Raw genomic sequence first — 26849 nt, 5'->3', positions numbered from 1 at the left:
GGTTATTTTTAATTCTGAACAACCAGAAAAATCGCATAGGTATCAACGCAATAGCCTAATTGCAAACTGCCGTCCAAGTTTCTATATGCCAGAGGAGTTATTAAAAACTATCGAAACTCAATCTCACCGAGAACACTCTTCCCGTTCTGGCTTTGTAACCAACTTATTATTTTTTTTACTACTATCGCCGATTGGGAAGCAATTACAGAAAAATGCTAGTCTAAATCGCCGTACTATAGCCCAAGAGTTGGAACAGTCGCTGGTACTATTTCAGCAGCAGTTGCCTCTACATCAAATTAATCAGCTTGCAGCAGCCACTCAGCGATCGCAAGCTCAGATGATGACTTACTTAGTTCTATTGGGATTGCAAGCTTACCAAGCACAAGAATGTTTGAATAAAAGTGCTGAATATTAAGTAATCAGCTCCGTTACTCCTAGTATTTTTCTAGTTGAAAGTATGGCATACCAACTGACTTGGTATGCCATTTTTTTATCTGTAAAAACCTTTAGAAAGTTATACCAACTTACTATTTGACTACGACAAAAGAGATCCCCCCAACCCCCCTTGATAAGGGGGGCTAGGAGGGAGCTTCTGTAGCATAGCTTTAGTGAAATGGTATTATTAACTACAAATATCGCAGCCAACCAGGTACAACTATCGAAAGCGGATGGATGCAGAAGGGAATTGCACAACCTTCTCGCCAAAACTAAGTTGACGTATGAGCCTTTATTGCAAATCAGATTGCCAGCTCACTTCTCGTAGATGCCCACTCACCGATTGAATTAGCGATATCAAGCCAATTAATTCGTATTCTTTTGTCTATTCCAATTGCTCGATTTGGCTCCCAGAAAAACGAATATGAGAGATCGAGATAGAAATTGCCGCGATCGCTCGGCGAGAATTGTTAAATAACGATCTTTTTATGGTGTTGCAATTTTGACTATGGCTTGTGTATAATAGCATTAGAAAAAACAGCAATAGAGTAAAAAAAATCTGTTTAGTTAGTAGGTGCCTTTTGATTTGAGGTGTTTGAGCGCTCAAAGTGTAACTGTTGGTGATGTTGAAGAACCTTAACTGTCAAAATTAGGGAGTTTCATGCAGATAGCACTGTGTTGGCGAGAGGTTTTGATTGAAGAGCAAGCAGGGGTGGGAGATTTTGTATACTTCCAAGTACTGCCGAGCATGTGAAAGCTAGCTTCTAAAAGGTAGTGGGAAGCTTGAGCAGAAGATCGTCTCTAGTGCTTTTTGGCATAATTCAAAATAGTGAGATAATTCCAGAATGTAGGAATTTCGTAGTTTCGATCTTAGTGGAGCCGTTGAAGCTTCATCCAGCAATCGCTTTCTGAGCTAAAAAAGTGGCTATTTTTTGATTTTCTCTAAAATCTTCTCTACTGACCAGTGCTTTGCTATTGCTCTCACCAAAGCAGTTGCTTCTTCTTCTCTAAGAGACTCTACACTCTTAATCAAGGCTCTACAGTCGTCGCTAATTCTAATCGAGATGGGATTAGTCGATGATGGGTTTTCGGCAGACACTTTTTGACTTCCCAAACCATCTCGATCGATGACTACAGCTAATACATCAACTGTTTGAGAATCTGGTAAACTTTCATGAAATACTTCTTCAACTGATGTAATTAACTTTGCTTGAACAGAATCTACTTCGTGCTTGTTTGCATCTGAAGTAACATTACAAGTAGAATTTTTAAGTTTTTTTAATTCCTGATGTTGACTAATAATGCTTCTAGCTTTAGAGTAAGTTATGTATTCTCCCTTATTAGCAAGCTCTAGTGCTTCCTGGCGAGCGCTTTCAGGGGTAGAAGGAGCAGCCAAATGATATAGGGCTGAGCTAGCAATAAATAAATCGGCAAATTTTGCCGATTTAAAAACTTCTGCCACTCTCATAAAGTTTCTTGCTGTTCGTTCCTTCCAACCAAATTCAGCTATTAGCCAATTGCTAAAATGCCCAAACCCAAGATATTGCTTGACTTCGATTAGCTTTTCACCTATTTCAATAATATCTTGTGTCGTTCTACGCATCATTCTTTTGATGTCACAAGTATGCTTTTGGACAGCAATTTGTGCTTCCACGTCAAGAGCTGCATAATCAAAGCTTTGCTGTTTAGATTGGTTCCCATTATCAATATGATAGAGATTTTCCATGTTCCATCTTCCTCACAACTTTTGAAGATTTCTCGGCATCAATCGATTCTGCATAAGAGGCTGTGTCTAGATAATTATGAAGCTAAAGTAGGAGCTGCGTTCTACAAGTAGCGTGTAAGCCTTTCTTAAACAGCCAAATTGATTCCAGTAAGCAAAAGCCTGCTGCACCCTCTAGGATCTTAGTAAAACACGAAAATCACCTTGTGAAAGGTAATTAACCTCCATTCTCTACGAATAAGCTGGCTGTGTGCGCAATTGATCTCTCTAATGGCAGCTACTACAGGTTAACTTCATCCCGCTTTGCATCACTTAGAGTACTGGCATATACTTTGCAAGTCATATTAGCTGAGGTAGTTTACATCATATATATCAATCTGATTTTGTTATTTGATTGCCTTGAATCGACTTGTCTTGAGAGACACTCTTGATAGCCCAGTAAGTTGTGTTAGAAGTTGTTTGGTTCAATATTAAACAAGTCTTTAACAAACCGCACGACGCTACTTAAATTACCATAATACACTAATTATTTTGGTAATTTACATGACTATTTCTAGGGCGATCGATCGCATCAGTCGAAATGCTGAATCTGCAAGATTTTCGTCAGACTGGGGAAATTGCCGATCCAGCGATAGAATTTGGTTGTTGTATATTATTTAACCAATTAAGTTTTGGATTCTACTAGTAACTTTTGTGGCTCTATCAGAGCCATTCAGCATTTTAGTGAACGGCTTCGATTTCTATTTCGACCTTTGCCAGCAGGCAGTATGTTGCTCATCACTTTACACCAACGAAATACCAACAAAACTACTAACAATAATAGCTATATTCACAAAGCATTACAAGCTAATTGTTGAGTAGATTGCTATTAAAATATACCTCAAGGAGGATGCGAAATAAGAAATTAGTATAGTGTTGTACGCTGTTAACAAAAAAGCTCTTTTGACGAGAAAACTGCTGATTCCCGAACTTTTCCGACCTTTATTGAATTGACAAATCAAGGCAAAAACACTGAGTTGACAAGCTTTTCATTTAACCAGAGTATAGATTTAAAGGTACTAAAAATCATACCTAAAGCTCTTCGCCAGCCCCAATTAGAAAAAATAGAGGATGAGTAAGCATGATGATGCATCAGCTAGAGGTATCCGAACTAGAAGAGGAATTGTCCCAACAGAATTACAGAAAATTAAGAGCTGCTTTTCCTGCAAATGTAGTGCGGCAGCGGGAAAGAAGAGCGGCTGACTTGACAGCAAACAAACATAAGAGTCTACCCCAACTAGAACAGAAGACACCCCAAGTGGTAGTCATGCAGCTACAGTTTTTTGAACAAGTGACGCAAGCCGTCGAAATTCTGTGGCAAGGTCAACCGCTAGTCTTAAATGTTGTACAGATGGATGCAGAGAAAGCACAACGAGCAGTAGACTTTGTTGCTGGAGTAACTTACGCACTAGAAGGACAGCAACAATATCTAGCGGCAGGGATATTTCTGTTCGCACCGAACGGCGTGCAGCTAGCGAATGCTATTGATGAAACATGCTTATAAAGTTGTGTGTTTTAGCACCTCTGGCTGTGAGAAATAGTGATGCATAATTGCGATCGCAATTATTTGTACCAATTTTGATTCAGCGCAATCTATGCGAGCGTTCTCGTTCTAGGAGTTAGCGGTTTGTGCAGCTTAAAGATATCCGTGAATGTCTTGCCAATCCCCCACCGTTTTATCCTTGCCAAGAGAAAGCACTGTGAAACACAGTGCCGAAATAATTATGGGAGCAGATGGCGCGAAATTGGTATCTTATCCCGATCGCGCGATCGCAGATCGCTACACATTAGTGAGGCTTGCCTTCCGCTAACTGGGGAAAATACCACCCACAGAAAGTGATGAATTCATCTAACGCAGCAGGCTCTAAACCTTGGCTATGCAGATAGAAAATCCAATCTACTAACTCAAGCCAATTGAGCGTTCTCTTCAAATCGACTTCGTAAGTCCACTGAACGTGACGTAGGGCTTTGGCACGTTTGCGATATTTCCAATACTTCATGACAGGTGATTTTTTGGGAGAGTCAAATATTGCCTGCGCGTAAATCACTGTCATAACAGCCTCGTTCGTAATATATACACCTTAATAGTCGATTGAGCTTTCTTTGTTCTAATTCTTGGAACAGCTAGCGATAATGCATCGCAAGCTAAGCACAAACCTACTCTTGTTCTTATATCAGTCTACTCAATTTAGTTAATTAACGATCTGTATATTACAGAATTTTAAAAACTATGTAAATATATTTATGCAACATAGAACAATCATGTCTATATGGGAAAAAGATAATCCACAAAGAGAGATGGTGGCGATTGGATTAAGCGATCGCCCCAAGAAGTTTTCTTCGGGTTGAGATAACCTTTTTCTCTGAGCTATTTCACTCAAACTGACGTTTAATAGAAAAGTAAACAGCCCGCACCATCACGGGCTGACACGCGGCAGAGAAGGTTTAAAACTTTTGACCGATCTGACCCACACAAGGAATGAATATGAATGCCTTGAGTAGATACAAAAGGTAGATCTAAACGTTAATCTTTTGCTCGTTGTTTAGTTAAATAATATCCGACAACTCTTCACAGCTATAACATATAGCAATGAAGTTCTGTAGACAATTCGGTTATATTTTTAGAAAAAAATTGAATGATAAGATTTAGAATTGAAATTTACTCATAGGCGAACTCTAGAAATTACATAGCAAATTGATAAAAACTTAGCTTAATTAGATACATACAATATTTTCAGACTTAATAGAGTTTGTCCATACAGAAAAGTTCAGGTGTTGGACATCGACTCGGCAATTGATGACTTAGCACAGAACTGGATGAAACCGTTATGCGAAATGCTCGTTCACCCGCTCTAACAGCGCGGCGATCGCAGCTTCAGGAGTCATGTTGTTTAAGCTGATGTTGTCAGGTTTTAAGATGAGATTTGGAGCCTGAGAACAGCGTTTCAAACAGCCTGTTGTTTGAATAGTAACGCGATCGCCTAAACCGCGATCGCGCAACACCCCTTCTAGAACGGACACCAATTTGCTGCCACCTTTTTTCAGACAACCCGACTTATAACAAGCAACAATCTTCACTTTGCCATTTTCTGGTTGGCGCTCGGAGTCATTATCTGAGTTTGCTGTCAGCTTGTGAATGCGATCGGCTTTCAATTTAAATTCGCCTGTCTCGTACTTGAACTTTTGCTCCCCAAAGACTTCAATCCGATCGCCAGGTTTTAAGGTCGATCCAAGCCTAAAACGGGACTGTTTGGCTATTTTAATCCTCAACTGTCCGGTTGCAACCTCTAGTTGCAAGTATTTAGGTGTACTATGTCGATCGACAGTAAAACCTAAAAATTTCCCTTCTAGATGAAATGGCAACACGCGATCGTGTTTAAAATCGCTCATATTTCTTACTCCTATTTCAGCACATTTGAAAAAACGGGGGACAAAGCCCCCTTGTTAACTCACATAGGAAATCCATGAAGCACCAATAGTAGGGTGGGCAATGCCAGCCCTACGTGTCTTGTTCCCCCCTTAAAAAGGGGGGCTAGGGGGGATCTCTTCGTGAATAGCGCAGTTCTCCGATCCCCCAACCCCCTTAAAAAGGGGAGCCAGTCGCGTGCGGGGGTGTCCTCCGTTGAGGAGCGAGTGCGTTGCGGGGGTTCCCCCCGTTGTAGCACCTCGCGTCGAACTGGCGTGGCTAAGAAAAAAGTCACACATGGAGTTACTGACTCCTTTCAAGAGAGCCTTTTAGCCTCTACAGTCTGCGGTAATTTCATGGGTTCTGGCAAGTTAGGAAATACTAATTCCCAACCATTTGCTAAAGTAAAAATCTTCCCCTCATCTCCCTCTGTTTGATTTACTACTTCTTCCTCAAGATCTTTTTTGGCAACGTAAACTACCAAATGTCCCATAGCATTTTGACGTAACATGACTTTCATTTGATTTCCTCAACTGCTTCTAGTTCTTTTTTGCGACAACCAACAATAAAACCCTTTTCGATAAAATGTACCGCGTAGATATAAGAGTTTTGCAAAAACGTACCAATACTGATGATGTAGCCGATCTCTCCCTTTTTCGCTAGTGTTGCGCCAATTTCTTGCCCTGGGTACGTACCATCGTTACGGATTAGCTTGCGAGTTTTTACTTTTGAGCCAATTTCAAAAGCTGGTGGCAAGTCTAGTTCTAATTCATCTGATTGCATGGGATTACCTCTGAGATAGGATTGTACGGTTTCACTTAAGGTTCATACAAATAGGCAGCAGAGGAGACTAGGGGCAGAGGGGCAGAGGAGGGATTATTTGTTTTTTTCATGTGATGAAATGGGACTAGATTTATTAGTTCTTGCAGATCGAGGCTGCGTTTGTTTTGTACCGATCGCTGCCGTACTGCATCTAAGATGGATTGGGTTTCATCTGTGTTTAAACTAATGCCCTGCTGCTGTAGTAAGTTAGATACCAAGTGCTTACCTGAATGCTTGCCTACAACTAAGCGCCGCTCCCACCCCACTTCTTCAGGAGCGAATGGCTCGTAAGTCACGGGATTTTGCAAAACGCCATGAGCATGAATGCCAGATTCATGAGCAAAAGTATTTTCACCCACGATCGCCTTCCAAGGAGGTACTTTGCAACCCGATGCGGTTGCTACCAATCGGGACAGTTCTAACAACCGCGTCGTGTCAATTCCCAAATCGATCCCTTGAATGCGTTTGAGTGCCATGACGACTTCTTCTAAAGCCGCATTCCCAGCTCTTTCCCCCAAACCGTTCACTGTTGTATTTACCGATGAGGCTCCCGCTTGCAGTCCAGCTAAAGCATTTGCCGTTGCCAAACCAAAGTCATTATGGGTGTGCATTTCTATCGGAATCAATAAGTACGTCGTCAATTGCTTGACTCTGTTGTATGTTTTAAAGGGGTCGAGAATTCCTACAGTGTCGCAAAAGCGAAATCTTGACGCACCCCACTCTTGAGCGTAAAGAGCGACTTCTAAGAGGAAGCTTTCATCAGCTCTAGAGGAATCTTCTCCCCCAACTGCTACCCAAAGATCGCGATCGCGGGCGAAACTAATCGCATCTTTAAGTTTTTGCAGCATCACGTGCCATTGTCGGTGAAACTTGGCAACAATTTGAATTTCAGAAACGGAAATGGATATATGTACTCGTTGCAAACCACAGGCAATAGAAGCCTGAAGATCTGAAATTGTGGCGCGGTTCCAACCTAAAAGTTTAGCTTGCAAACCTAACTCAGAAATTGCCGCGATCGCTTTCGTTTCGACTTCCCCCATTGCTGGGATGCCAACTTCTAATTCATCCACCCCAATCGCGTCTAAAAATTTAGCGATCGCTATTTTTTCCTCAATTGTGAAAGCAACACCCGCCGCCTGTTCTCCATCTCGTAGTGTCGTGTCATTAATCGCGATCGGATTCATAGCACAATACCTCTCGTAGCATTTTGGATTTTCGCTCTTGAGTTTCAGATTTCAATCTCAGATGCGTGTAATCGAAATTCATTTTGTTGTTCGCAGCAACAAATAGCCGAAATAGCCATTCACAATTGCTGGAACAACTATTAAACTGAGAATGGCAATTAATACTGTAAACATAATGTTACCTATTAAGACTAATGTGAGTTTTGTTCTCTAGCCAATCAAAAATTCGTGCTAATTGATCTATGGAAATCAAACCGTATTGCCAAAGAATCATAGGTAGGGGAGCATAATCTAACTAGATCTAATCAATGCCAGCTTTTGTCTACCATTTTGTCCGCCAGAACATTTTTCTGGTTTGTGGAGCAAAATTGTTGCAGCCTTGGGGGTTGGGGGGCGTTTCTGCGGTCAATTATTTGGCGATCGCGACTCTTGGGCAGTTTACCCTAACATGAGTCATCACACCCGTACCCAGGTGGAAGAATTGCTGCAACCCTTCAAGATTGAATGGTTTCAAGAAGAAGAACACCCAGGCAAGACTGCTTTAGGCGAACAAAAGTACTGGCATATTTTTCACATTGTGGCTGGCAAATAGCGATCGCTCAATCAACTGCAACCATGACATCTGACGATTTAACGACAGCGTAAGCCTCTTTGCCCTCCGCAAGTCCCAAGCTTTCGGCAGGGGATTTCGTAATAATTGCAACTATTTCCACCCCAGGTGCAAGTTCTAATGTGACTTCAGTGTTAACGGCTCCTGGCATCACTTTTTTTACAGTTGCTTTTAAGGTATTGCGGGCGCTAATCTTCATTTGTTGCTCTTTTATATCTGTTTTGTTGGCTCGATCTTTTATCTATTTATGTTCGATAAACTGTAAATTTAAATACTTTTTATTGTCGAGCGATCGCCCCATTATCTCCTTTAAGGGTTAGAAGTTCCTACATATTTTCTAATCGTAAGTATATGTTTATTCAATATATTTACAAAACATATATACCGTATGTTCTAGTATAATTTACAGTTATTTCTTGCAAGCAAAATAAATCTTGAACTGGAGGTTCTATGAAAAGAAGAAACTTTTTTGCCTTTATTTGTGGAGTGGCGATCGCGATCGTTTTAGTAACTATTTTAAACTGGTTGAATCCATCTCCCCCTGTTATCGCACAAGCAAATACTACCTTACTCGTATCAGCTGCTGCTAGCCTGCAAGATGCTTTAAAAGAAATTCAGCCACTTTTTCAACAAACTCAGTCAAATGTCAAAGTTAATTATAATTTTGGTGCTTCTGGTGCATTACAACAACAAATAGAACAAGGTGCGCCAGCAGATGTCTTTTTTTCTGCTGCGACAAAGCAAATGAATGCCTTGCAGGATAAAAATTTGATTCTTTCCGATACCCGCCGCAACTTATTAACTAACAGTCTTGTCTTAGTTGTGTCAAATAATTCCGATTTGGAGATCGATAACTTCGAGCAATTAACAGATCCTAATGTAAAACGAATTGCTGTAGGAGAATTCCGCAGTGTCCCAGTCGGACAATATTCTGAAGAATTATTCCAGAAATTAGGAGTTTTAGCACAAATCAAACCAAAATTAGTTTTTGGCAATAATGTCCGTAACGTATTAGCTGCTGTAGAAAGTGGCAATGCTGATGCTGGTATTGTCTACATCACAGATGTTAAGACATCAGATAAAGTTCGAGTCGTGGCTACAGCAGCCGAAAATTTACATTCTCCGATTGTCTATCCCATAGCCATTATCAGTAGCAGTAAAAATCCTGACGCTGCTAAAGAATATATTCAGTTTTTGACTGATAAGCAAGCAAGATCTGTGTTTGAGAAATACGGTTTTGGCATAGCAAAATCGTAGCTAAACTCAAGATTTTGGTTGGCGCTCTAATACCAACACTTGGGCAACATGCTCTGGTAAATCGGCAAGCTCGACTTCCTCCACAGCACGAATAGGAGAGCTGAAAGTATAGTTAGGATCGCACTCTCTGGTGTCGTAGACTTAGATAAGCCACTTATCCGGCAACCCTTCCACTAACTGCTCACTGGTCACTGGTTACTGAATTAATTTGAGGGTATAGCTCTAATTGTTTTGCTAGCTGACGGGCAACGTGGATTAAGAATTTGGCAGCATCCTGATTATCCTGGTGTGCCATTACTGTTGCTACTTGCATCATTGTTTTGACCAAGCCAGCATCGAGTCAATCTGGCTGAGCATCTAAAATTTCCGGTTCTTGACCGTTGGTACATCTGAGCAGTTGCTCGATGAAATTGAAATAGAGATCTTGGCGTTGTTCTGTTCAGCATGAATTAACTAGGTAGCGATCGCGTCGTAAAAATGTGCCTTCGTTGTTTGTCTTGTTGTAGATAAACAGTCTTATATCAGCTACCTCATTTCTAAGGGTTCGTTTGCCCAAGATCGAAATTATTAAATTAATTAAGTTTGTACTCAATCAGTCAAATTCTTAAGTAATAAGAGATTAAAAGTTTTTTGAAGGTGGGGGTACTAGTATTTGTTGGCTGGGGTATGAGTATTTACAGGTAGGGGTACTAGTGTTTTTGTACTCGAAACTCAATAAGTGTAGCCCACCCATGATGAACCTAAAGCTAAATAAGTGTAGGGTGGACGTTGCCAGCCTACAGTGAAATTAGAGTAGCACTATATAAATTGAAAAAAAATCAGTCTAAGAGGATACAAAAAGTGAATTATCTAACTTTTTTAAGGCAAAAAGTCAAGCATTTCTAACAATAAAATTTTGATTTAAAAAGAATTGAAAGTCAAGCATTCCTAACAATATTTTTTTACTTTACAACTCATGTCTAGCTGACTAGAAAAGCTTTCTTCAGTCCTATGTTTTTATTTTCTGTGGTTCTTGCCTCCTGCCTTTATATGCCCAGATATAGTTAACTAAGCAGCCAATCTTTAACGCTAACCACTCAATGATTTGACTAAAATATTAAGACTTTATTTAATGGCTCAAAGCGAACAAAAATATCTGAACTTGCAGATTAAATATATTGGTAGTCCTACACAAGTAAGGATAAGTTGTAGTGATGGACGAAAAACCAAATAGCTCCAATGTGGTTGTCTAATTTGTTTGAGAAGGACAAGGTATCTCTAACTAAACGTGAAACTCGTTGACGGAGAGTGCAGTTGAACCGTTCCATCAAATTTGTCTTACCACTCCTTTTATTGACGGCTCGATGCCGTTGATTAGGTATGACTTGCTCATAAGCTTCCCAAAAATCGGTGTAACAGATAGCGCACTGACGATAGACACCTGGTAGGGATTGCCATAATCCTATAGCTCCTGCACGAGAGCGGTCACCGACGTAAACTCCAACGATTTCTCCACTCTTCACATCCAAAGCTAACCACACAAGAGTGTTTATTGCCTTTGTTACCTACAAACGACCACAAGTCACATCGCATTGAATCGTTAAGCGCCCCTTTTTTTCTCCTCAACCTCAACTTGTCGTGGAGTCGCCTCATATTTTGCGTTGATGTAGGTTTGCAACCATTGCTCAGAAACCCCAGTTACTCTGGTAATTCCTGCCAAGGACAACCTTTCCAACAGCAATTTATCAATTAAATTTCTCGTCTCCTGTCCAATCACCTTTTTGGTCGGATGTTGGACAAACTGCCTACCACAGGCTTTGCACTTGAAGTTTTGCCGACCGTTATGTATTCTGCCGTTCTTCACAATCCGAGTTGCGTGACAACGAGGGCAAGTCAGGCTGTCTGCTAGCATGGTTTAGAGTTAAAAGACCTCTTCTCTATACTTACATCCTTACTTGTTTAGGACTACCTGGAATGGTAATTCCTGCTAGTTTGAAGCGGTCGATCGCCGTGCTGCTCCTGCGATCGCTGAGAGTCTGCAAACTGCCCTCAAGCAACTAAAGTTGTAATGGGTATTTAGAGCATGAATGGTGAGCGGATAGTAACGCATTGGCTAGCAGAATCAAACTCTTCTTCTAGCCACTAGCCACCAGCCACAAGTCACTGATAACTGATAACTGATAACTGATAACTGTAAGAATTCTGCAACATCTGCTCGCGGGACGATCGCATGAGTTATCTTGTAGATTAAGCTACTGCCGCTTCAGTACAAATGGATTGCAGGTATGAAAAAGTTTATTCTACTGTGTTTGTTTATTGGCGGGCTGTGGTTTGCTCTGTCAAGCTTTCAAGGGTTGGCAGCTAAAGGCGAATATCAGTCCATTGTGCTAGATTTTCGGGAAAATGTGCCGAATACGGAGATAGAAGCTAAATTAAACGCGATCGCGCAGCAATACAAAGTCAAGCCTCGGCTCAATAGTGAGTTTTCCGCAGCAGATAATGTATATGTCGTGGAAGGCGATCGCCAGACTCTGACTAGCCTGAGAAACTCCAAAATCGCTAAATCTACCGAATATATCGAACCTAACTACATTTACCGCGCCTATGAGGTTCCCAACGACCCCCAATACGGTCAGCAATGGAACATGCGTAGTATTAGCATTGAGTCGGCATGGGATGAAACTAAAGGTAGCGGTGTAACCGTTGCCGTGATTGACACGGGTATCAGTCAAGTTCCAGACCTGAAAAATACCAAATTCGTTAAAGGCTACGATTTTGTCAATGACAAAATTGAGGCAGACGACGACAACGGACACGGAACTCATGTAGCGGGTACGGTAGCACAATCGACCAATAATAACTATGGTGTCGCAGGTGTGGCTTACGAAGCAACGCTCATGCCCCTGAAAGTCTTAAGTGCAGGTGGTACGGGTACGACCTCTGATATTGCCGAAGCCATCCGCTATGCTGCTGACAACGGCGCAGGCGTAATTAATATGAGCTTAGGTGGTGGTGCTGAAAGCGAAATGATGAAAGAAGCGATCGCCTATGCCCATCAAAAAGGTGTCGTAGTCGTCGCCGCTGCTGGAAACGCCAACAGTAACGCCGCCGAATATCCCGCTCGTTATCCTCACGTCATCGGAGTTTCGGCGATCGATTCAGCGGGAGAAAAAGCCCCCTACTCTAACTTCGGTGCAGGAATCGATCTTTCTGCGCCTGGTGGCAGCAATACAGGTAAAATCGTCCAAGAAACTATCGATCCAGATACGGAAGAACCAGTATTTGCCGGATTCCAAGGAACCAGCATGGCATCTCCCCACGTTGCCGGAGTCGCCGCCTTAGTTAAAGCTGCTGGGATACAAGATCCAGATGAAGTAGAAAGCATTCTGCAAAAGTCCGCCAGAGTCGTGCAAGACGACGGACTCAACTACTACGGCGCAGGACATTTAGATGCATCCGCCGCCGTGAAACTTGCCGTGCGCGGACAAATTACCTTCAAAGACTTCTTCCGCTGGCTGCGGGATAATGGCTACCTCAACCCCCGTTTCTGGATTGATGGTGGTGCAGTGGCGTTATTACCTAAAGTCCTGATGGTACTCGGTTCTTACCTCTTGGCTTGGTTCTTGCGGGTTTACTTCCCCTTTACCTGGAGTTGGTCGCTGTCATGGGGGTTAGTTACAGGCAGTTCGGGTTTATTCTTCCTCAAAGGCTTCTATATTTTTGACCTACCTCAATGGCCCTTCCGCTTGCTGGGTAGTTCCATTCCCGAACTCGGTAGCGCCATTCAGGGATATTCTGAGTTAAACCCCTTCTTTGCCAGCGTACTGATTCCCTTCGTGTTAATCGTGTTATTGCTGGGAAATCCGAGTTGGAAGAAATTTGCTGTCGGTACGGCTTTGGGTGTTGCTAGTTGCTTGTTAATCAGCGCCTTTATCTCACCCGATTTAGGCTGGCTGGGAAGTGGGGCGATCGCTCGTACTTTTCTGATTGGTAATGCTTTAGCCTGTTATGGGATCGCTTGGTTGGCAATGAAAGGCGAAGGGCAGATAGCGTAATCGTAAGTGGTAGGGGCGGGTTTTTTGAGCATACTTGTTCTAAAACAAATAGCTCTTCGATTAAACCCGCCCGTACAGTAGTTATCAGTTATCAGTGTAGAGACGTTACATGTAACGTCTTTATATCTCCCAACCCTCCTGACTCTTAGGGGGGATTTTTATTACTATTTCCTCCCTAGTCCCTAACATAGGAGTAATAACACGACACAGACTAACTTGTATGAGTATTAACGTTACGGGGACGATCGAGCGGCGCGATATTGGTACTGGGGCTTGGGCTTTGGTTGCAGATAACGGGACGACATATGAGATTCCTAGAGGGACTGCAAAGGAATTGTTGAAGGACGGACAAAAAGTGAAAGTTGCTGGCGAGGTAAAAGAAGATGTGATGAGCCTAGCGATGATCGGTCCCGTCTTAGAGGTAAAATCGTTTGAAATTGTCTGAAATGGAATTATGGTAGGGTGCGTTAAATAACGCACCCTACAAATTTTTGCTTTGATGCATTAATTAGCAGACACGACTTCTTGCAAGCGCGTTCTAAACTCCCCTTTGGGATGACCCCCTTTCACTTCGCCAACAATTTTGAAGTCGCCTTCTGGCGTATCGCAAATAATATAAGTGGGCCATCCCATTTCTGCTTTATCTGGATATTGAGTTAATAAAATCTTGCGATACTTGCGATAAGTTGTCGTATCTTGCATTTTGACATCGATGAATTCTAAGCCTAATTCTTCACTAACTTTGCGATCGTAGAAAGACATTTTATGGCAAATTCCGCAGTCTTCAGACGAAAATTTAATCACTGCTAATGTCATGACTTGCAACCTCCGATAGTTAAATAGTTAAAAAGTTTCTCAAATCGTATCGATCGGACTTAAACTATATCAAGTTTACTAGCAATCGACATTTATAGAATCGCGATCGCTTTGGACATAAAAGCGACTGCATAAAAACTACAGAGGCGATCGCAACATAGCTTTTAAATTCAGTACAATTACTGAGTTACGTTTAACACAATAACAAGCGCTCGTGCAAGCGGGGAAGCACGGGGACGCAGTTGAAGGTTTACTGAAGTTACTAAGCGACTTCAGAGAATTTACGGACAAAATCAAGTCGAGAAACAGATATGCTTATTATCTGGAGCCGATCTAATGATTTTATGGAAAAACTTCTGAGCAGTGGTTAAGCGTAAATCTCTTTTTTGGCGTTACGGTGTAGCAGTGTTGGCAGTGGCGATCGCCTTAGTTGTCACGCTCTTTCTCGCTACGCTGATCCATAAAGAAAGCCCTTGTATGCTGTTTTTCATTGCGATTTTGGTCAGCGCCTGGTGTGGTGGGATGGGGGCGGGATTAGCAGCAACCGCACTCGCAGCAATCTTATGCAACTATTTTTTGCTCCCTCCTCAGTACGTGCTATCCATCGCGAGTTGGGAGCAAGGCTTGCGCCTGACGATTTTCGTTCTCGAAGCCATCTGTATCTGTACTGCTATTGCTATCCTCAACTCTGCTAGAGTGCGAGCGCAACAGAGTCAAGTAGCAGCATTACATTGCCAAGCAACTTTACTCCAAAGTGAAGAACGTTTTCGCCTGCTAATTGAGGGAGTAAAAGATTATGCAATTTTCATGCTGGATGCTGATGGAATAGTTGCCAGTTGGAATGCAGGAGCAGCTAGAATGACAGGCTATAAAGCTAGAGAAGCGATCGGGCAACACTGCTCTCGATTTTACACCTATGCCGACATAGAAAGCGGTATTCCCCAACAGGAATTACAAACAGCGATCGCGCAAGAGCGATTGGAAACCGAAGGCTGGCGGATACGACGAGACGGCTCTATGTTTTGGGCGAATGTCGTCACGACAGTTCTCAAAGATAGTAGCGGACAAATTCAAGGTTTTTCCCAAGTCGTGCGCGATGTTAGCGATCGCCAACGTAGTGAAGAGTTTCTCCGTCAGAGTCAAGAGAGATTGCATTTGACTTTAGAAGCATCGCAGATAGGAATTTGGGACTGGAATTTGCACACGCACGAACTGAAGTGGTCTTTGCAACAAGAGGCTTTATTCGATCTCGCACCAGGGACGTTTGCAGGTACTTACGAAGCTGTTCTCGATCGCATTTATCCAGAAGATCGTGCTTCGTTCAGTGAAGCTATTACCCGTGCGCTGGAAAGAACGGGAGAATTTGAGCAAGAATTTCGCATTCTTATTGCTGATGGTAATGTTCGTTGGTTGGCAGGACAAGGCAAAGTTTTTTATGATGATGCCGATCGAGCGATGTGGATGACTGGAATTAATCGCAACATTTCCCAGCAGAAGCAAACAGCAGCACGCATTCAAGCTGTAGAACAAGAAAAAGATTTTTTGTTGAAAGAAGTTCATCATCGCGTTAAAAATAACCTACAAATTATTTCTAGTTTGCTTAGTTTGCAAACAAATTACGTAAGCGATCGCCAAACACTAGAAATTCTAAAATCAGGTGAGGCTCGGATCTTTTCTATGGCGCTGGTTCACGATCTCTTGTATCGCTCTGAATCTCAGAATTTCGTTCAAATTAATTTAGCTGATTATATTGAAACACTAGTTAATAATTTATACAATACATACGACACTGCTAACCTCAATTGCAAGCGAGTTACTTTAAAACTTGAAACAGAACCAATTTGGGTAAGTATAGATATTGCTATTCCTTGCGGATTGATTATTAATGAACTTACAACAAATGCAATGAAACATGCTTTTTTAAAGAAACAATTTGGGCAAATTTGTATTACAGTTCAATCTCAATATCAAGAACATCAAACTCATAATCATGTCATGCTCAAAGTTAGCGACGATGGAATTGGATTACCACTAGAACTTGATTGGCAAAATACTAAATCTTTAGGACTGCAAATAGTCAATATATTAACCAACCAGCTAAAAGGAAATATTGAATTAACTAAAAAAGATTTTGGTACGGAATTCATAGTGAGATTTTCGACTTAGACTGAGTTTATAAAAGAATGAATATCCCAGCAAAAATATTGGTGGTTGAGGACGAAAGGATCGTTGCCAAAGATATAGAAAATCGGTTACAGAAGTTTGGTTACCATGTATGTAAAACTGTTGCAACTGGAGAAGAAGCGATCGCCCAAATTAGCGAACTCAAACCAGACTTAGTACTCGTAGATATTCGCTTGCAAGGAGATATGGACGGCATAGCGTTAGCTCAAGTTTTGCACCATAATTTCGAGCTTCCTGTGGTCTATCTAACTGCAAATTCCGACGAATACATTCTCAATAGAGCGCTGGCAACGCAACCCTTTGGTTATATTATCAAACCTTTTAGAGAGCAAGAACTAAAAACAACAATCGAGATTACGCTAAATAAATATTTAATAGAGCAAAAGCTCAAACAAAACAAATACTGGTTGAAAACTGTATTAAAAAGTATTAACAATGGTGTAATTGCTAGCGATACAGAAGGAAAAATCGCTTTTATGAATCCAATCGCAGAAGCTTTAACTGGTTGGAATCGGCAAGATGCCTGTGGCAAAGAAGCAACAGAAGTTGTCAAAATTGTTCCTATACAAACTATAAATTCAGAACACCCAATTCAGCAAGCTTTACAAGAAGGAATAACAGTCGAGATTTCAGAGCGATCGCAACTGATTGATAAAAATGGTTTAGAAATACCCATTGACGACAGCATTGCACCAATTAAAGACGATCGAGGAAACATTGTAGGCACGATGTTAGTTTTTCAGGATATTAGCGAACGGCAACAGGTCGAAGCTATGCACCAAAAACAAATCGAGCAAGAGCAGATGTTGCTGCAAATGCAAAAAATGCACGAACTCAAAGATGATTTTTTAAGTACTGTTTCTCACGAGCTGCGCACGCCTATTGCCAACATGAAAATGGCACTTCAAATGTTAAAAACTTCTCCTAGTAGTGAAAAAAGACAGCGATATTTAGAAATCTTGCAAGCAGAATGCAATCGAGAAGCTGAGTTGATTACCGAACTACTCGACTTGCAAAGATTAGAAACAGCGTCTTATCCCACCCTCGTACAAGAAGCTGTTAACTTGCAGGAATGGCTACCCCAAATTATGGAACCTTTTCTAATTCGCGCCCAAGAAAATCAACAATTACTAGAAATTCGGCTCGATCCCAATCTATCGCAAATATTGACAGACCGCGCCAGTTTGGAGCGAGCGATCGCCGAACTAGCAAACAATGCCTGTAAATATACTCCAGCAGGGGGGATGATAGTCGTTAGTGTCAGTTGTCAGGGAGCAGGGAGCGCTTCGGTGCAGGGAGTAGGGGGAAAGAGAACTGAGGGAGCTGAGGGAGAAAGAAGAGCAGCTCAGGAACAGAGGAGCAGAGGAGCAGAGGAACAGAGGAGAACGCACCACGCACCAACCAATTACCAATTACCAATTACCAATTATCAACTACCCGCTACACGGACGATCTTTACCGTCCGCAACCAAGCAGAAATTCCCGCAGCAGAATTACCGAAGATTTTTGAAAAATTTTATCGCATTCACAACAGCGATCGCTGGAAACAAGGGGGTACGGGACTGGGACTAACTTTAGTCCAAAAATTAGTAGAACACCTCCAAGGAACGCTTCAGGTAGAAAGTCAGGAAGGGTGGACTACATTCACTATGGAATTACCTCATGGAATAGGGAGCAGTGAAGAAAGGGTGTAGGGTGTGGGGTGTGGGGTGTAGTCAGTCATTAATTGCGACTTACGACTTACGACTTACGACTTACGACTACTTTTAACTGAGTGAGACTCGGATCGGTGCATCCAGTTATATATCCACCACTGGTTTGAATCTGTTGTAGGTATTCCAATGCTTCTGAGGTGATGATTTCTCCTGGCATCAAAATAGGAATCCCTGGAGGATAAGGACAGATAAGTTCTGCACTGATGCGATCGCGTGTCTGATGAAATGGTAACGTTTCTGTTGGAGCAAAGAAAGCCTCACGCGGTGTGAGTGAGGAATTCGGAATTCCCAATTGGTTTTGACTTTTAACTTTTAACTTTTGACTTACCTGTGTAGATCTTTCAGCCAGAACAACAAAACCTTCTACCAGTCGCTCGATATCTGCTACTGTGTTGCCCAAGGAAATGATAAACGTGAGGTGTTGTAAAGATGGTAATTCGGCTGTAACGCCTAATTCTTGATGCAAGATTTCATCCGCCTCAAATCCCGAGATCCTCAACTCAGAGACGGTGACGGTAAGTCTCGTCTCGTCAAGTGCGACAAAGCCTGGGTTTTTTGCTGGCATCTGTAAAATTGAAAGATCGGGAATTTGACTAATTCGGTTTTTGGCTTCATCGGCTAACCGCAAAGTTTTCGCCATCAGTTCCTCACCGTATAATGCCATTTGTTGCCGCGCGGCATCTAGGGAGGCTAGAAGTAGATAGCTAGGACTGGTAGATTGTAAGAGTTGCAAAGATTTATTCAGGCGATCGCGATCTATTCTATTGCCCCTAACATGTAGCATTGAAGCTTGAGTGAATGCTCCTAAAACCTTATGAGTTGACTGTACGCTTAAATCTGCTCCAGCTGCTAAGGCGGGGGTAGGCAATTCGGGATGAAAGGCAAAGTGGGAACCGTGCGCCTCGTCAACTAATAAAGGAATATTATGTTGATGTACTACAGCAGCGATCGCGGCTAGATCGCCACATACGCCATAATATGTCGGATAGACCATCAAGACAGATTTGGCATCGGGATGTGCAGCTAAGGCTGCGGCTACTGCTTCAGGAGTGATGCTGTGAGCGATATCTAGCACCGGATCGTATGCAGGAGCAATGAAAATCGGGACAGCACCAGAGAGAATTAGACCTGCGATCGCTGAATTATGCATGTTACGCGGCAGAATAATCTTATCTCCTACCCCACAAGTTGCTAAAATCGCTGCTTCTACACCACAAGTAGAACCGTTGACTAAAAACCAGGTTTTTTCCGCTCCAAATGCGACTGCGGCTAATTCTTGCGCTTCCTGAATGATTCCTTGGGGTGCAAATAGGTTATCTAACTCTGGCAATTCTGGTAAGTCAGCACTAAATATGGCTTTACCAAAATAATTTACTAGCTGCTGGGTGATTCCTTCTCCCCGTTTATGTCCTGGGGTGTAGAAAGGAGCATGATTTATGCGATTTGCACATTGCCAAAGAGCTTCCAGAATTGGAGTTTTGGCTTGAGAGATGATGTCAAATTCCATCAGGCATACACTAGCAGCGTCAAGACGATCGTATAACAATACGCATGTCTACCTGCACGCGCGATCGCGATCGCCCCACTAAAATCGTACTTTTATCTGTACGGGCGGGTTTTGGTTAGAGATCTTCGTTAGTTATTAAGGATTCTAGCTAAACCCGCCCCTACGAATTTTTCACTTTTAACTTTTGACTTGCTTACCAGCCGTCTTCTTCTGGCGTAGATTGTCCCCAGATTTCTAAATCCAATTCGTTCAAATATGTAATTGCATTGCCAATCTGAGGTTTTGTCCCATGAAGTTCTAAGTCGAACCAGCCATCATCGCGTCCATTCGCACTCAGCAAAGCCGCCAAAATATTTACAGTAATTCCACACTGGGAAGTGAGGCGAGAAATGACTGGTTCGCCATGCAAGCCTTTGGGTATGCGAATCTTGAGCCGAGTTTGAGTTGGTCTATGCGTACCTAATTCCACATCGCTTTGAATCGCCATAGTTATCTCCCATAAAGGTTAAGTTTTTACATCTGAAGAGCGCAGTTCTACAAGCTACAGTTTTAATCAACGATTAATTTATCGGAATAGCGTATTTATTAGTTACGATTGCCATTATATCGACCGCACAGCAGAAAAGCAATCGGATAAAAAGTAAAGATTTATGATAATTATTTGATTTTTTCGCGGATTTGGTAATTGGTAATTGGTAATCGCTAATTTGTTACGCACCACTCACCACTGTATGGGTGCATGGCTGTGCGTCCCTACTCACAACTCCCTGGTAACTGATAACTGATAATCGATTTAATATTTTCAATATCTTCCCGCGTTTGTGCTGTGTCTGGAGTCAGCAATACTTGAATTTCATCGAAGAAAACTTCAGTTTTAGGCAGAGAAATAGTTGAAGCTATTGATTGTTTTACATCTGCATCGAGATGTTTGTACATCAAGCTGAGATGGGGATTGAGGGTAAAATCGGTAGGGGACTGGGAGTGATTCCGAATTGACTCTGTAATCTGACTTAAGATTTTCCTGGGGTGAAATTGGACGAAAAGAGTTTTCGTAAATTGATCTGTATATAAGACGCGATCGCACTGTAAACTAAAAGCGTTAATTCCTCGAACTGCCTGCTCTAAGATTTCGGTTAGAGATTCATCCTCACCAAATTCGCCCCAGTAAATTGTAACGTGAGGATTGAAGGAGAAAGCAGCATAGTTTTCAGCAAGGCGATCGATAACTTCCTGAAAGAAGATTCTATCGGCGGCAGCGGGAATTAACCAAAATGCTACTTTTTGTCCCATAAGTGGCTAGTGGCTAGTGGCTAGTGGCTAGAATTACTTCCTTATCTCCCTTGTCTCCCTTGTCTCCTCCCTCTCCCTTGTTTCTTCTTCCCCTGCTCCCTACTCCCTGCTCCCTCTACGCCGACAAAGGTGGGGGAAAGCAAATATCGTGCTGAAATTGAGCTACATCTTCCGTGCGGTGAATTGGTAAGATATACTCTAAATTTTCGTGAGGACGAGCAATAATGTGATGGGAAAGGATCTCGCCGCCATTAACCCGCAATACAGCCGCTAAGCCAGCTATAACAGCTACATTCACCTCAGAGACAGCTCCTCTGATGATAACTGTAATGCGACCGAGATCGGTGTTTTCGTATGCAACCAGCGTCACCAGTGCCGCTTTACACATTGCATCCCCAACTTCCACAGCAGTAGGAACGCCCGCAGTTTCAATCATGCCGATCGCTAATGTTGTCACTTTATCAGTTATCAGTTGTCAGTTATCAGTTATCAGCGAGCAATGACTACATCCTACACCCTTTTCCAGCTCCCAACTTCTTTGTACGGGCGGGTTTAGCCAAGAGTTTGACACTCAAAACCAGAACATAGGGGTCAAAACCCGCCCCGACGACTACCCTGTACGGGCGGGTTTAGCCAAGAGTTTGACACTCAAAACCAGGAAATTGTGGTCAAAACCCGCCCCGACGACTCCCAACTGCCCATTCGAGAGATACTTAACTAGGAACGATATATTTGGATATAGCTGTCCCTATCAAACAGACGAAGGAAGTACTGATGGAACGCAAGCATTCAGAAGTCTTGACACTGGTATCCCGTAGTGGAAAGGTTCTCTCTACTTTCCTGCTGTCTATAGGTATTGCAAGTGCTGGAGTTGCTAGCGCTAATAAGCCTATTCTCGCCCAAACAGCTACCCAAAGCATCAGTCAAGAAAGACAGGTAGCGCAGATACAGCCAGGTTCACAACAAAGTCCAGTCCAACAGCAAGTTCAAGCCGAAGCAAATCGCATATTCAGCCAGACGTTAACGATATTTAACATTCTGCTTGCCGTCCTAGTACTCATTTTAGCTTTGGCGATCGCAACTCTGTTCTTGCTCCGGCGCTCGGTGGTGCGTGAGGTAGCCGATTTAGTTGCAGCGCGGATTAAAGAGGTAGGAGAGTTAGAAACTAAGCTGAATACTGCTAACCAAGAAGTGAAAAAGCTGTTGCGTGCAGCCCAAGGTATCGCTGAGGATATGGATAATGAGGCAGATACTTTACACCAAGAAATTAATGCCAAAAGAAATAATCTCTCTCAGTTAATCTCTGAAGTATATCAAACTAAAAATCAAGTTTTATCGGATCTGGCAACTCAAGTTAATACTTCTAAACAAGCATTAGAAAATTTAGAAAATCAGTTCTCTACACAACTGACAGATTTGCATTTAGGAGCGCAAAAACATAGGGATTTAATTTTACGTAACTTAGAACAATTAGGAGCTGATTTTTCACCTCAATTGATGGAATTGCAAGCGGACGTACAAGCACAAAAAGATGCGATCGTGCAGAACTTGAAGCGATCGGAGCAAGACTTTATCCAACAATTAAATGATATCCAAGGTACGACTCAAAAGCAACGAGAAGCTATTCTGGGTAACTTAGAACAATTAGCAGTTGCTTTTACTCACCAACTCTCAGAATTTCAAATTGATGTGCAAGGACAAAAAGATGTTGCATTACAACAATTTGAACAGACGAAAACAAATTTTGATACTCAAGTTTTAGCATTACAAGCAGATGCGCAAGCACAAAAATCTCTGACGTTACAAGAATTCGAGCAAGTGAAATCGGAGTTTGATGGTGAGTTGTCTGTAATCCAAGCAGAAATAGAAAAGCGTAAAGATACTGTTTTAGGACAATTCGTACAAGCAAAAACAGATTTTGACACTCAAGTTAATGCCTTCAATGCCGATATTGTCGAGCAAAAAGATAGTTCTCTACAAAACTTTAGGCAAGTAGAAGGTACATTTATTACTCAACTGTTTGAACTGGAAAAACAGGCGGCAAATCAGAAAGATTTAACAATCCGCAATTTAGAAAGACTGAGTGCGGATTTTGCGCCTCACCTAGCGGCATTGCAAGCAGAGGTACAGGGACAAAAAGACGGTATTTTGAGGAAATTACAACAGTCGGAAACAGCATTTGTGGCGCGGCTCAATGAGTTACAACAGCAGTCACAAACTCAAAGAAATTTATTAGTAGAAAACTTAGAGAGATTGAGTCTAGAGTTTGCACCCAAGCTAGTCGAAATGGAAGCAGACGTGCGGGAACAGAGAGATACAATTTTGCAAAATCTGAGCAGATCGGAAACAGATGTTGTGAAACAGCTATCGGCACTGCGAGCAAATATTCAAAAGCAACGAGAAGTTGTAGTTAAAGGCTTAAAACAAGCGGAGGCAGATTATAAGCAACAATTGAATGTCATTCAAACAGAGGCGCAAGCAGAAAGAAGCACAATTTTACAAAACCTCAGATTGCTGCAATCTGAATTTGCGCCACAACTAGCTGAAATTAAAACTGAAACCGCACGGAAGTTTCAAGAACAAAACGATTTGGCGCTAGAAAGTATAGCAAAGTTGCGACAAGCGATCGCCGCTCAAATTTCTGCATCTGGGACAAAATTGCAAACGGAAATCGAGCAAGCAATTCAAAACCTCAAAACGCGAGAAGTTGAGTATGAGTCTGAGGTGGAAAATACTCAGTCTGAAATTAAGTCTCAACAAGATCGGACAATTCAAAGCATAGCAGAACTGGAAACCGAAGCAAGAAATAAACTTTCGGGAATTCAGTCAGAAATTCAAACTCGTAAAGATAAAACGCTGCAAGCGATCGATAAATTAGAAAGCACGCTGTCTAGCTTCTTAAAAGATTTGCAATCAGAAGCAAAAACTCAGAAAGAGTTGATTTTGCATAACTTAGCAGAAGTTGCCCCCAAAGCGATCGCAGAAGCGGCATTTGCCGAAATGACAGAAAAACTAGAGGAATTGACAGCGCAAATCGAACGCCTGAAATCGAATCAGCCGCACCTATTCCTGAACCCGGAAGATTGCGTGAATCAAGGCAATACTTTATTTGCTGAAGGTAGATATGAAGCTGCCATTGTTGCCTACAATCGAGCTTTAGAATTGAAACCCGATAACCCTGATGTCTGGTATCAACTAGGAATGGCACATTGGGAATTGCAACAATATGAAAAAGCGATCGCGGCATACGATAAAGTATTGGAAGTTCGTCCTAACAATCCCGAAACTTGGTATCAGCGGGGTTTGGCATTGAAAGAATTAAAACGCTACGAAGGTGCATTTGCAGCGTTTAATAAAGTTCTCAAAGTCGAACCAAACGATGAGAAAGCTTGGTTCCAAAGGGGGATCGTCTTGGGAAGAGCAAACAAACTTGCTGAAGCGATCGCAGCTTATGATAAGGCAGTAGAAATTAACCCACAATACTATCAAGCTTGGATCGATCGCGGTGTTGCTTTAGGAAAACTACAGCGTCATGAAGAAGCATTTCAATCATTTGACAAAGCCGTACAAATTAAACCCGATAGTGCAGTAGCGTGGTTGAATCGGGGAATGGCATTGGAGGTATTGGAAAGATATGAAGACGCGATCTCGTCTTACGATAAGGCGATCGAATTTAATCCCGACTCCTTCAAAGCTTGGAACTCTAGAGGATATCTGCTCGTACAATTAGAACGGGATGCAGAAGCATTAACGAGTTTCGATCGCGCCTTGCAAATTAAATCCGATTATTCCAATGCTTATTACAATAAGGCTGCCTGTTATGCTTTGCAAGGACAAGCTGAATCTGCTTTAGAGAACTTGCAGCAAGCAATCAAACTCAATCCCAGCCACCGCGAAGAAGCACAAGCCGATCCTGATTTTGAGGCGTTAATTAACGATCGGCGCTTTCAGCAAGAAATTGGCGGATAAAAGTGAAAAGGAGTTTACTACGGAAAACAAATTCAGCGTCCTGTTAAGTCAGTTTTATTAGTGAAAGAATAAATCAGTTTAACTTTCAGGTTCGCTACTAATTTCTATGTCTAAATTATCCTCGTCAATATAAATATAAAGTACGTTAGGCTGACAGCAAACTTGGCAGTCTTCCACATAAGATTGCTGCATTCCCCCACTAAGATCGACAAACGTAGCATTAGGTTCGCCACAATAAGCACAGAGATATTCAGATGTATTTTGCATATGCGATCGACCTACTAAAATATTACTCAGGAACTTGTACGAGATTGGCAATCACATCTCTAAGAGATTGTTTCTAAAGTATTATGGAGCTTCAAGATGAGGCGGCGCTAATCGTTTTAGCATTAAACGAATCATCACGGTAGAAATCATTGATTCGCTCACTTCTGGTAAGAGTTCATAATCTTTGCTCAACCGACGATATTGATTCCACCAAGCAAAAGTTCGCTCAACAATCCAACGCTTTGGTAAGACCTGAAACTCTCTTTGAGAACGGCAAACAACCTCGACTTGAGCCGAACAAACCTGCTGGATCACGCGGGCGAAATTCGCGCCACTAAAACCAGCATCTACCCAAATTAAAATTAAATTGTTAGAAAGTGGTGCAGCTTCCATTGTCACTACCACTCCTCCTAATCGTTCAGGAAAATTCGCCTCAGTTACCACTACTGCTAACAACAATCCCAATGTATCCACCAAGATAAAACGTTTGCGTCCTTTGACTAATTTACCTCCGTCAAAGCCATATACCTCCCCTTTTTTTCTGTGGTCTTGATTGATTGACTATCAATCATCCCAGCAGTTGGTAGTTCGGCTTTATTTACACTTTTGCGTACTCTTTGTCTCAGTTGAGTGTGAATTTGCTGCCATATTCCTAAGCGTTGCCAGTGTCGAAAATAGTTGTATGCTGTCTGCCACGGTGGCAAATCATGCGGCAACGCACGCCACCGACAACCTTCTGACAAGACATAAAATATGGCATTTAGGATTTCTCTCAAATCTACTTGTCGTGGACGACCAATCGCATTTTCTGCTGGTAGCAACGGTTTGATCTGTTGCCATTCTGCATCAGTTAGGTCACTGGGATACGCTTTACGTCTCATTGGTAGCTGTCATCAAGAGATTTTCTCTATACTGAAGTAATTTAGCAACTCGGTTTCATCTACTTTACTTTTCTTTAGAGACAGTCTCTCAAGCACTATGCAGTCAGCTAAAAATTTTCATATTGCTGGCTGCACCATCCTATCCTCATAATGACGAGAGCCAGCGCGAAGGTCACGGCGGAAACTACTTTCGTTATCGTAGATAATTACATTAGGCAATCTTTATAGCTAATAACCTACAATGACTGAAATTGTTTTTTTGGTTGAAGACGATCCTGATGGTGGGTACACTGCTAGAGCATTGGGAGAGTCTATTTTTACTCAAGCAGATGACATAAACGCCCTACGAGAGATGGTACGCGATGCAGTTCATTGCCATTTTCCCGACGAACACAGTCGTCCTAAAATTATTCGCTTACATATTGTTTGAGATGAGGTTATTGCCTCATGAAACTGCCCAGAGATCTATCAGGCAGTACGCTGGTGAAGGCACTAACAAAGCTGGGGTATGTTATTACTCGTCAAACAGGAAGTCATATTCGGTTAACTACTCAGCAAAATGGCGAACATCATTTAACCATTCCGGCTCACGATCCAATTAAGATTGGGACTCTCAATGCAATTTTGCGAGAGATTGAAAACCATTTCAACTTGGGGCGTGAAGAGTTGCTAAATTTACTTTTCTCTTAGTACTACATTCTTAGTATGCG

General features: G+C 42.1%; 25 protein-coding genes and 3 pseudogenes. 11 read left to right on the top strand and 17 right to left on the bottom strand.

Translation table 11 applies throughout. The features are described 5' to 3' along the window. Positions 1-85: 85 nt before the first annotated feature. Entirely contained in the window at positions 86-415 is a 330-nt protein-coding gene (locus QH73_RS25895) for a hypothetical protein (protein ID WP_039713813.1), read from the top strand. Between the two features lie 945 nt (positions 416-1360). Here the strand turns inward: QH73_RS25895 and QH73_RS25890 are convergent. Next, positions 1361-2161 (bottom strand): DUF3102 domain-containing protein, encoded by an 801-nt coding sequence (locus QH73_RS25890; protein ID WP_052289804.1) that lies wholly within the window; start codon positions 2159-2161, stop codon positions 1361-1363. A 1117-nt stretch (positions 2162-3278) separates the two neighbouring features. Here QH73_RS25890 and QH73_RS25885 point away from each other — a divergent pair. Then, positions 3279-3701: a cell division protein SepF gene (locus QH73_RS25885; RefSeq protein ID WP_052289805.1), complete on the top strand. Its 423-nt coding sequence runs from the start codon at positions 3279-3281 to the stop codon at positions 3699-3701. Between the two features lie 283 nt (positions 3702-3984). Here the strand turns inward: QH73_RS25885 and QH73_RS25880 are convergent, their stop codons facing one another. The 6 genes and pseudogenes from QH73_RS25880 to QH73_RS25855 form a co-directional block, all read right to left on the bottom strand. Next, on the bottom strand, positions 3985-4251 hold the full coding sequence (locus tag QH73_RS25880; RefSeq protein ID WP_132867241.1) for a hypothetical protein: 267 nt from the start codon (positions 4249-4251) through the stop codon (positions 3985-3987). Positions 4252-5023: 772 nt separating this feature from the next. Further along, positions 5024-5587 carry a (2Fe-2S) ferredoxin domain-containing protein gene (locus tag QH73_RS25875; protein WP_039713815.1) on the bottom strand — a complete coding sequence of 188 codons (564 nt, stop codon included), beginning with the start codon at positions 5585-5587 and terminating at the stop codon, positions 5024-5026. Between the two features lie 332 nt (positions 5588-5919). Continuing rightward, positions 5920-6123 carry a putative nitrogen fixation protein NifT gene (gene nifT, locus QH73_RS25870; protein ID WP_039713816.1) on the bottom strand — a complete coding sequence of 68 codons (204 nt, stop codon included), beginning with the start codon at positions 6121-6123 and terminating at the stop codon, positions 5920-5922. Beyond that, positions 6120-6386, bottom strand: coding sequence for a nitrogen fixation protein NifZ (locus QH73_RS25865; RefSeq protein WP_039713817.1), 267 nt, complete (start codon positions 6384-6386; stop codon positions 6120-6122). Before QH73_RS25865 ends, nifT begins: the two co-directional genes overlap by 4 nt. A 35-nt stretch (positions 6387-6421) precedes the next feature. Continuing rightward, positions 6422-7609, bottom strand: a complete 1188-nt coding sequence (gene nifV / locus QH73_RS25860; RefSeq protein WP_039713818.1) for a homocitrate synthase — start codon at positions 7607-7609, stop codon at positions 6422-6424. Positions 7610-7787: 178 nt separating this feature from the next. Further along, positions 7788-7886, bottom strand: a pseudogene (locus QH73_RS25855) (DUF2949 domain-containing protein); the annotation flags it as partial. A 78-nt stretch (positions 7887-7964) separates the two neighbouring features. On the opposite strand from QH73_RS25855, the gene QH73_RS25850 reads away from it, so the two are divergent. Next, positions 7965-8201: a hypothetical protein gene (locus QH73_RS25850; protein WP_201278353.1), complete on the top strand. Its 237-nt coding sequence runs from the start codon at positions 7965-7967 to the stop codon at positions 8199-8201. 7 nt (positions 8202-8208) lie between these two features. On the opposite strand, the gene QH73_RS25845 is transcribed toward QH73_RS25850, so the two are convergent. Continuing rightward, positions 8209-8418, bottom strand: a complete 210-nt coding sequence (locus tag QH73_RS25845) for a TOBE domain-containing protein (RefSeq protein ID WP_039713819.1) — start codon at positions 8416-8418, stop codon at positions 8209-8211. 251 nt (positions 8419-8669) lie between these two features. Between QH73_RS25845 and modA the strand changes: the two genes are divergently transcribed. Then, the gene (modA, locus tag QH73_RS25840) at positions 8670-9476 is read left to right on the top strand and encodes a molybdate ABC transporter substrate-binding protein (protein WP_039713820.1); all 807 of its coding nucleotides are present in this window, start codon (positions 8670-8672) and stop codon (positions 9474-9476) included. Between the two features lie 181 nt (positions 9477-9657). Here the strand turns inward: modA and QH73_RS25835 are convergent. Further along, a pseudogene (locus tag QH73_RS25835) lies at positions 9658-9882 on the bottom strand (hypothetical protein). Positions 9883-10642: 760 nt separating this feature from the next. Beyond that, positions 10643-11352, bottom strand: a pseudogene (locus tag QH73_RS25830) (IS1 family transposase). Positions 11353-11740: 388 nt separating this feature from the next. On the opposite strand from QH73_RS25830, the gene QH73_RS25825 reads away from it, so the two are divergent. Beyond that, a complete protein-coding gene (locus QH73_RS25825) occupies positions 11741-13510 on the top strand; it encodes a S8 family peptidase (protein ID WP_039713821.1) in 1770 nt (589 codons plus the stop codon). Between the two features lie 220 nt (positions 13511-13730). Beyond that, positions 13731-13955, top strand: a complete 225-nt coding sequence (locus tag QH73_RS25820; protein WP_039713822.1) for a hypothetical protein — start codon at positions 13731-13733, stop codon at positions 13953-13955. A 59-nt stretch (positions 13956-14014) separates the two neighbouring features. On the opposite strand, the gene QH73_RS25815 is transcribed toward QH73_RS25820, so the two are convergent. After that, complete coding sequence (locus QH73_RS25815; protein ID WP_039713823.1) at positions 14015-14326, bottom strand: hypothetical protein; 312 nt, start codon at positions 14324-14326, stop codon at positions 14015-14017. Between the two features lie 363 nt (positions 14327-14689). Here QH73_RS25815 and QH73_RS29260 point away from each other — a divergent pair, with 363 nt between their 5' ends. Together QH73_RS29260 and QH73_RS25805 are read left to right on the top strand one after the other, a co-directional pair. Beyond that, positions 14690-16492, top strand: coding sequence for a PAS domain S-box protein (locus tag QH73_RS29260; RefSeq protein ID WP_132867237.1), 1803 nt, complete (start codon positions 14690-14692; stop codon positions 16490-16492). A 17-nt stretch (positions 16493-16509) separates the two neighbouring features. Then, the gene (locus tag QH73_RS25805) at positions 16510-18204 is read left to right on the top strand and encodes a hybrid sensor histidine kinase/response regulator (protein WP_039713825.1); all 1695 of its coding nucleotides are present in this window, start codon (positions 16510-16512) and stop codon (positions 18202-18204) included. A 46-nt stretch (positions 18205-18250) separates the two neighbouring features. Here QH73_RS25805 and QH73_RS25800 read toward each other — a convergent pair whose 3' ends face one another. The 4 genes from QH73_RS25800 to QH73_RS25785 all read right to left on the bottom strand — a co-directional run bounded on the left by QH73_RS25800 (position 18251) and on the right by QH73_RS25785 (position 21458). Next, positions 18251-19732: an aminotransferase class I/II-fold pyridoxal phosphate-dependent enzyme gene (locus QH73_RS25800; RefSeq protein ID WP_039713826.1), complete on the bottom strand. Its 1482-nt coding sequence runs from the start codon at positions 19730-19732 to the stop codon at positions 18251-18253. A gap of 193 nt (positions 19733-19925) precedes the next feature. Then, on the bottom strand, positions 19926-20219 hold the full coding sequence (locus tag QH73_RS25795; protein ID WP_039713827.1) for an NIL domain-containing protein: 294 nt from the start codon (positions 20217-20219) through the stop codon (positions 19926-19928). Positions 20220-20485: 266 nt separating this feature from the next. Continuing rightward, positions 20486-21022, bottom strand: a complete 537-nt coding sequence (locus QH73_RS25790) for a 2'-5' RNA ligase family protein (protein WP_039713828.1) — start codon at positions 21020-21022, stop codon at positions 20486-20488. A gap of 115 nt (positions 21023-21137) precedes the next feature. Then, a complete protein-coding gene (locus tag QH73_RS25785) occupies positions 21138-21458 on the bottom strand; it encodes a carbon dioxide-concentrating mechanism protein CcmK (protein ID WP_039714590.1) in 321 nt (106 codons plus the stop codon). 338 nt (positions 21459-21796) lie between these two features. On the opposite strand from QH73_RS25785, the gene QH73_RS25780 reads away from it, so the two are divergent. Next, positions 21797-24991, top strand: coding sequence for a tetratricopeptide repeat protein (locus QH73_RS25780; RefSeq protein WP_052289806.1), 3195 nt, complete (start codon positions 21797-21799; stop codon positions 24989-24991). Positions 24992-25069: 78 nt separating this feature from the next. On the opposite strand, the gene QH73_RS25775 is transcribed toward QH73_RS25780, so the two are convergent. After that, entirely contained in the window at positions 25070-25258 is a 189-nt protein-coding gene (locus QH73_RS25775; RefSeq protein WP_015156486.1) for a CPXCG motif-containing cysteine-rich protein, read from the bottom strand. 81 nt (positions 25259-25339) lie between these two features. Beyond that, positions 25340-26139, bottom strand: a protein-coding gene (locus QH73_RS25770) for an IS5 family transposase (protein ID WP_374189074.1) whose coding sequence is annotated in 2 segments (ribosomal slippage) — positions 25340-25803 and positions 25803-26139 — 801 coding nt in all. Because the reading frame shifts where the segments join, the coding sequence is not laid out codon by codon here. A gap of 241 nt (positions 26140-26380) precedes the next feature. Between QH73_RS25770 and QH73_RS25765 the strand changes: the two genes are divergently transcribed. Together QH73_RS25765 and QH73_RS25760 are read left to right on the top strand one after the other, a co-directional pair. Then, positions 26381-26569 carry a 2-oxoisovalerate dehydrogenase E1 subunit beta gene (locus tag QH73_RS25765; RefSeq protein ID WP_132867235.1) on the top strand — a complete coding sequence of 63 codons (189 nt, stop codon included), beginning with the start codon at positions 26381-26383 and terminating at the stop codon, positions 26567-26569. A gap of 17 nt (positions 26570-26586) precedes the next feature. Further along, a complete protein-coding gene (locus QH73_RS25760) occupies positions 26587-26829 on the top strand; it encodes a type II toxin-antitoxin system HicA family toxin (protein ID WP_132867233.1) in 243 nt (80 codons plus the stop codon). The last annotated feature ends 20 nt before the right edge of the window (positions 26830-26849 follow it).

This window comes from Scytonema millei VB511283 (genome assembly GCF_000817735.3).
Taxonomy (GTDB): domain Bacteria; phylum Cyanobacteriota; class Cyanobacteriia; order Cyanobacteriales; family Chroococcidiopsidaceae; genus Chroococcidiopsis; species Chroococcidiopsis millei_B.
The sequence above is the reverse complement of the archived record's forward strand: the minus strand, read 5'-3'. Positions and strand labels throughout refer to the sequence as shown.

Excerpts from the sequence above, each read along its gene's own strand:
- QH73_RS25895 (WP_039713813.1), top strand. The coding sequence starts at position 86 with ATGCCAGAGGAGTTATTAAAAACTATCGAAACTCAATCTCACCGAGAA.
- QH73_RS25890 (WP_052289804.1), bottom strand. The coding sequence starts at position 2,161 with ATGGAAAATCTCTATCATATTGATAATGGGAACCAATCTAAACAGCAA.
- QH73_RS25885 (WP_052289805.1), top strand. The coding sequence starts at position 3,279 with ATGATGATGCATCAGCTAGAGGTATCCGAACTAGAAGAGGAATTGTCC.
- QH73_RS25880 (WP_132867241.1), bottom strand. The coding sequence starts at position 4,251 with ATGACAGTGATTTACGCGCAGGCAATATTTGACTCTCCCAAAAAATCA.
- QH73_RS25875 (WP_039713815.1), bottom strand. The coding sequence starts at position 5,587 with ATGAGCGATTTTAAACACGATCGCGTGTTGCCATTTCATCTAGAAGGG.
- nifT (WP_039713816.1), bottom strand. The coding sequence starts at position 6,123 with ATGAAAGTCATGTTACGTCAAAATGCTATGGGACATTTGGTAGTTTAC.
- QH73_RS25865 (WP_039713817.1), bottom strand. The coding sequence starts at position 6,386 with ATGCAATCAGATGAATTAGAACTAGACTTGCCACCAGCTTTTGAAATT.
- nifV (WP_039713818.1), bottom strand. The coding sequence starts at position 7,609 with ATGAATCCGATCGCGATTAATGACACGACACTACGAGATGGAGAACAG.
- QH73_RS25845 (WP_039713819.1), bottom strand. The coding sequence starts at position 8,418 with ATGAAGATTAGCGCCCGCAATACCTTAAAAGCAACTGTAAAAAAAGTG.
- modA (WP_039713820.1), top strand. The coding sequence starts at position 8,670 with ATGAAAAGAAGAAACTTTTTTGCCTTTATTTGTGGAGTGGCGATCGCG.
- QH73_RS25825 (WP_039713821.1), top strand. The coding sequence starts at position 11,741 with ATGAAAAAGTTTATTCTACTGTGTTTGTTTATTGGCGGGCTGTGGTTT.
- QH73_RS25820 (WP_039713822.1), top strand. The coding sequence starts at position 13,731 with ATGAGTATTAACGTTACGGGGACGATCGAGCGGCGCGATATTGGTACT.
- QH73_RS25815 (WP_039713823.1), bottom strand. The coding sequence starts at position 14,326 with ATGACATTAGCAGTGATTAAATTTTCGTCTGAAGACTGCGGAATTTGC.
- QH73_RS25805 (WP_039713825.1), top strand. The coding sequence starts at position 16,510 with ATGAATATCCCAGCAAAAATATTGGTGGTTGAGGACGAAAGGATCGTT.
- QH73_RS25800 (WP_039713826.1), bottom strand. The coding sequence starts at position 19,732 with ATGGAATTTGACATCATCTCTCAAGCCAAAACTCCAATTCTGGAAGCT.
- QH73_RS25795 (WP_039713827.1), bottom strand. The coding sequence starts at position 20,219 with ATGGCGATTCAAAGCGATGTGGAATTAGGTACGCATAGACCAACTCAA.
- QH73_RS25790 (WP_039713828.1), bottom strand. The coding sequence starts at position 21,022 with ATGGGACAAAAAGTAGCATTTTGGTTAATTCCCGCTGCCGCCGATAGA.
- QH73_RS25785 (WP_039714590.1), bottom strand. The coding sequence starts at position 21,458 with ATGATTGAAACTGCGGGCGTTCCTACTGCTGTGGAAGTTGGGGATGCA.
- QH73_RS25780 (WP_052289806.1), top strand. The coding sequence starts at position 21,797 with ATGGAACGCAAGCATTCAGAAGTCTTGACACTGGTATCCCGTAGTGGA.
- QH73_RS25775 (WP_015156486.1), bottom strand. The coding sequence starts at position 25,258 with ATGCAAAATACATCTGAATATCTCTGTGCTTATTGTGGCGAACCTAAT.
- QH73_RS25765 (WP_132867235.1), top strand. The coding sequence starts at position 26,381 with ATGACTGAAATTGTTTTTTTGGTTGAAGACGATCCTGATGGTGGGTAC.
- QH73_RS25760 (WP_132867233.1), top strand. The coding sequence starts at position 26,587 with ATGAAACTGCCCAGAGATCTATCAGGCAGTACGCTGGTGAAGGCACTA.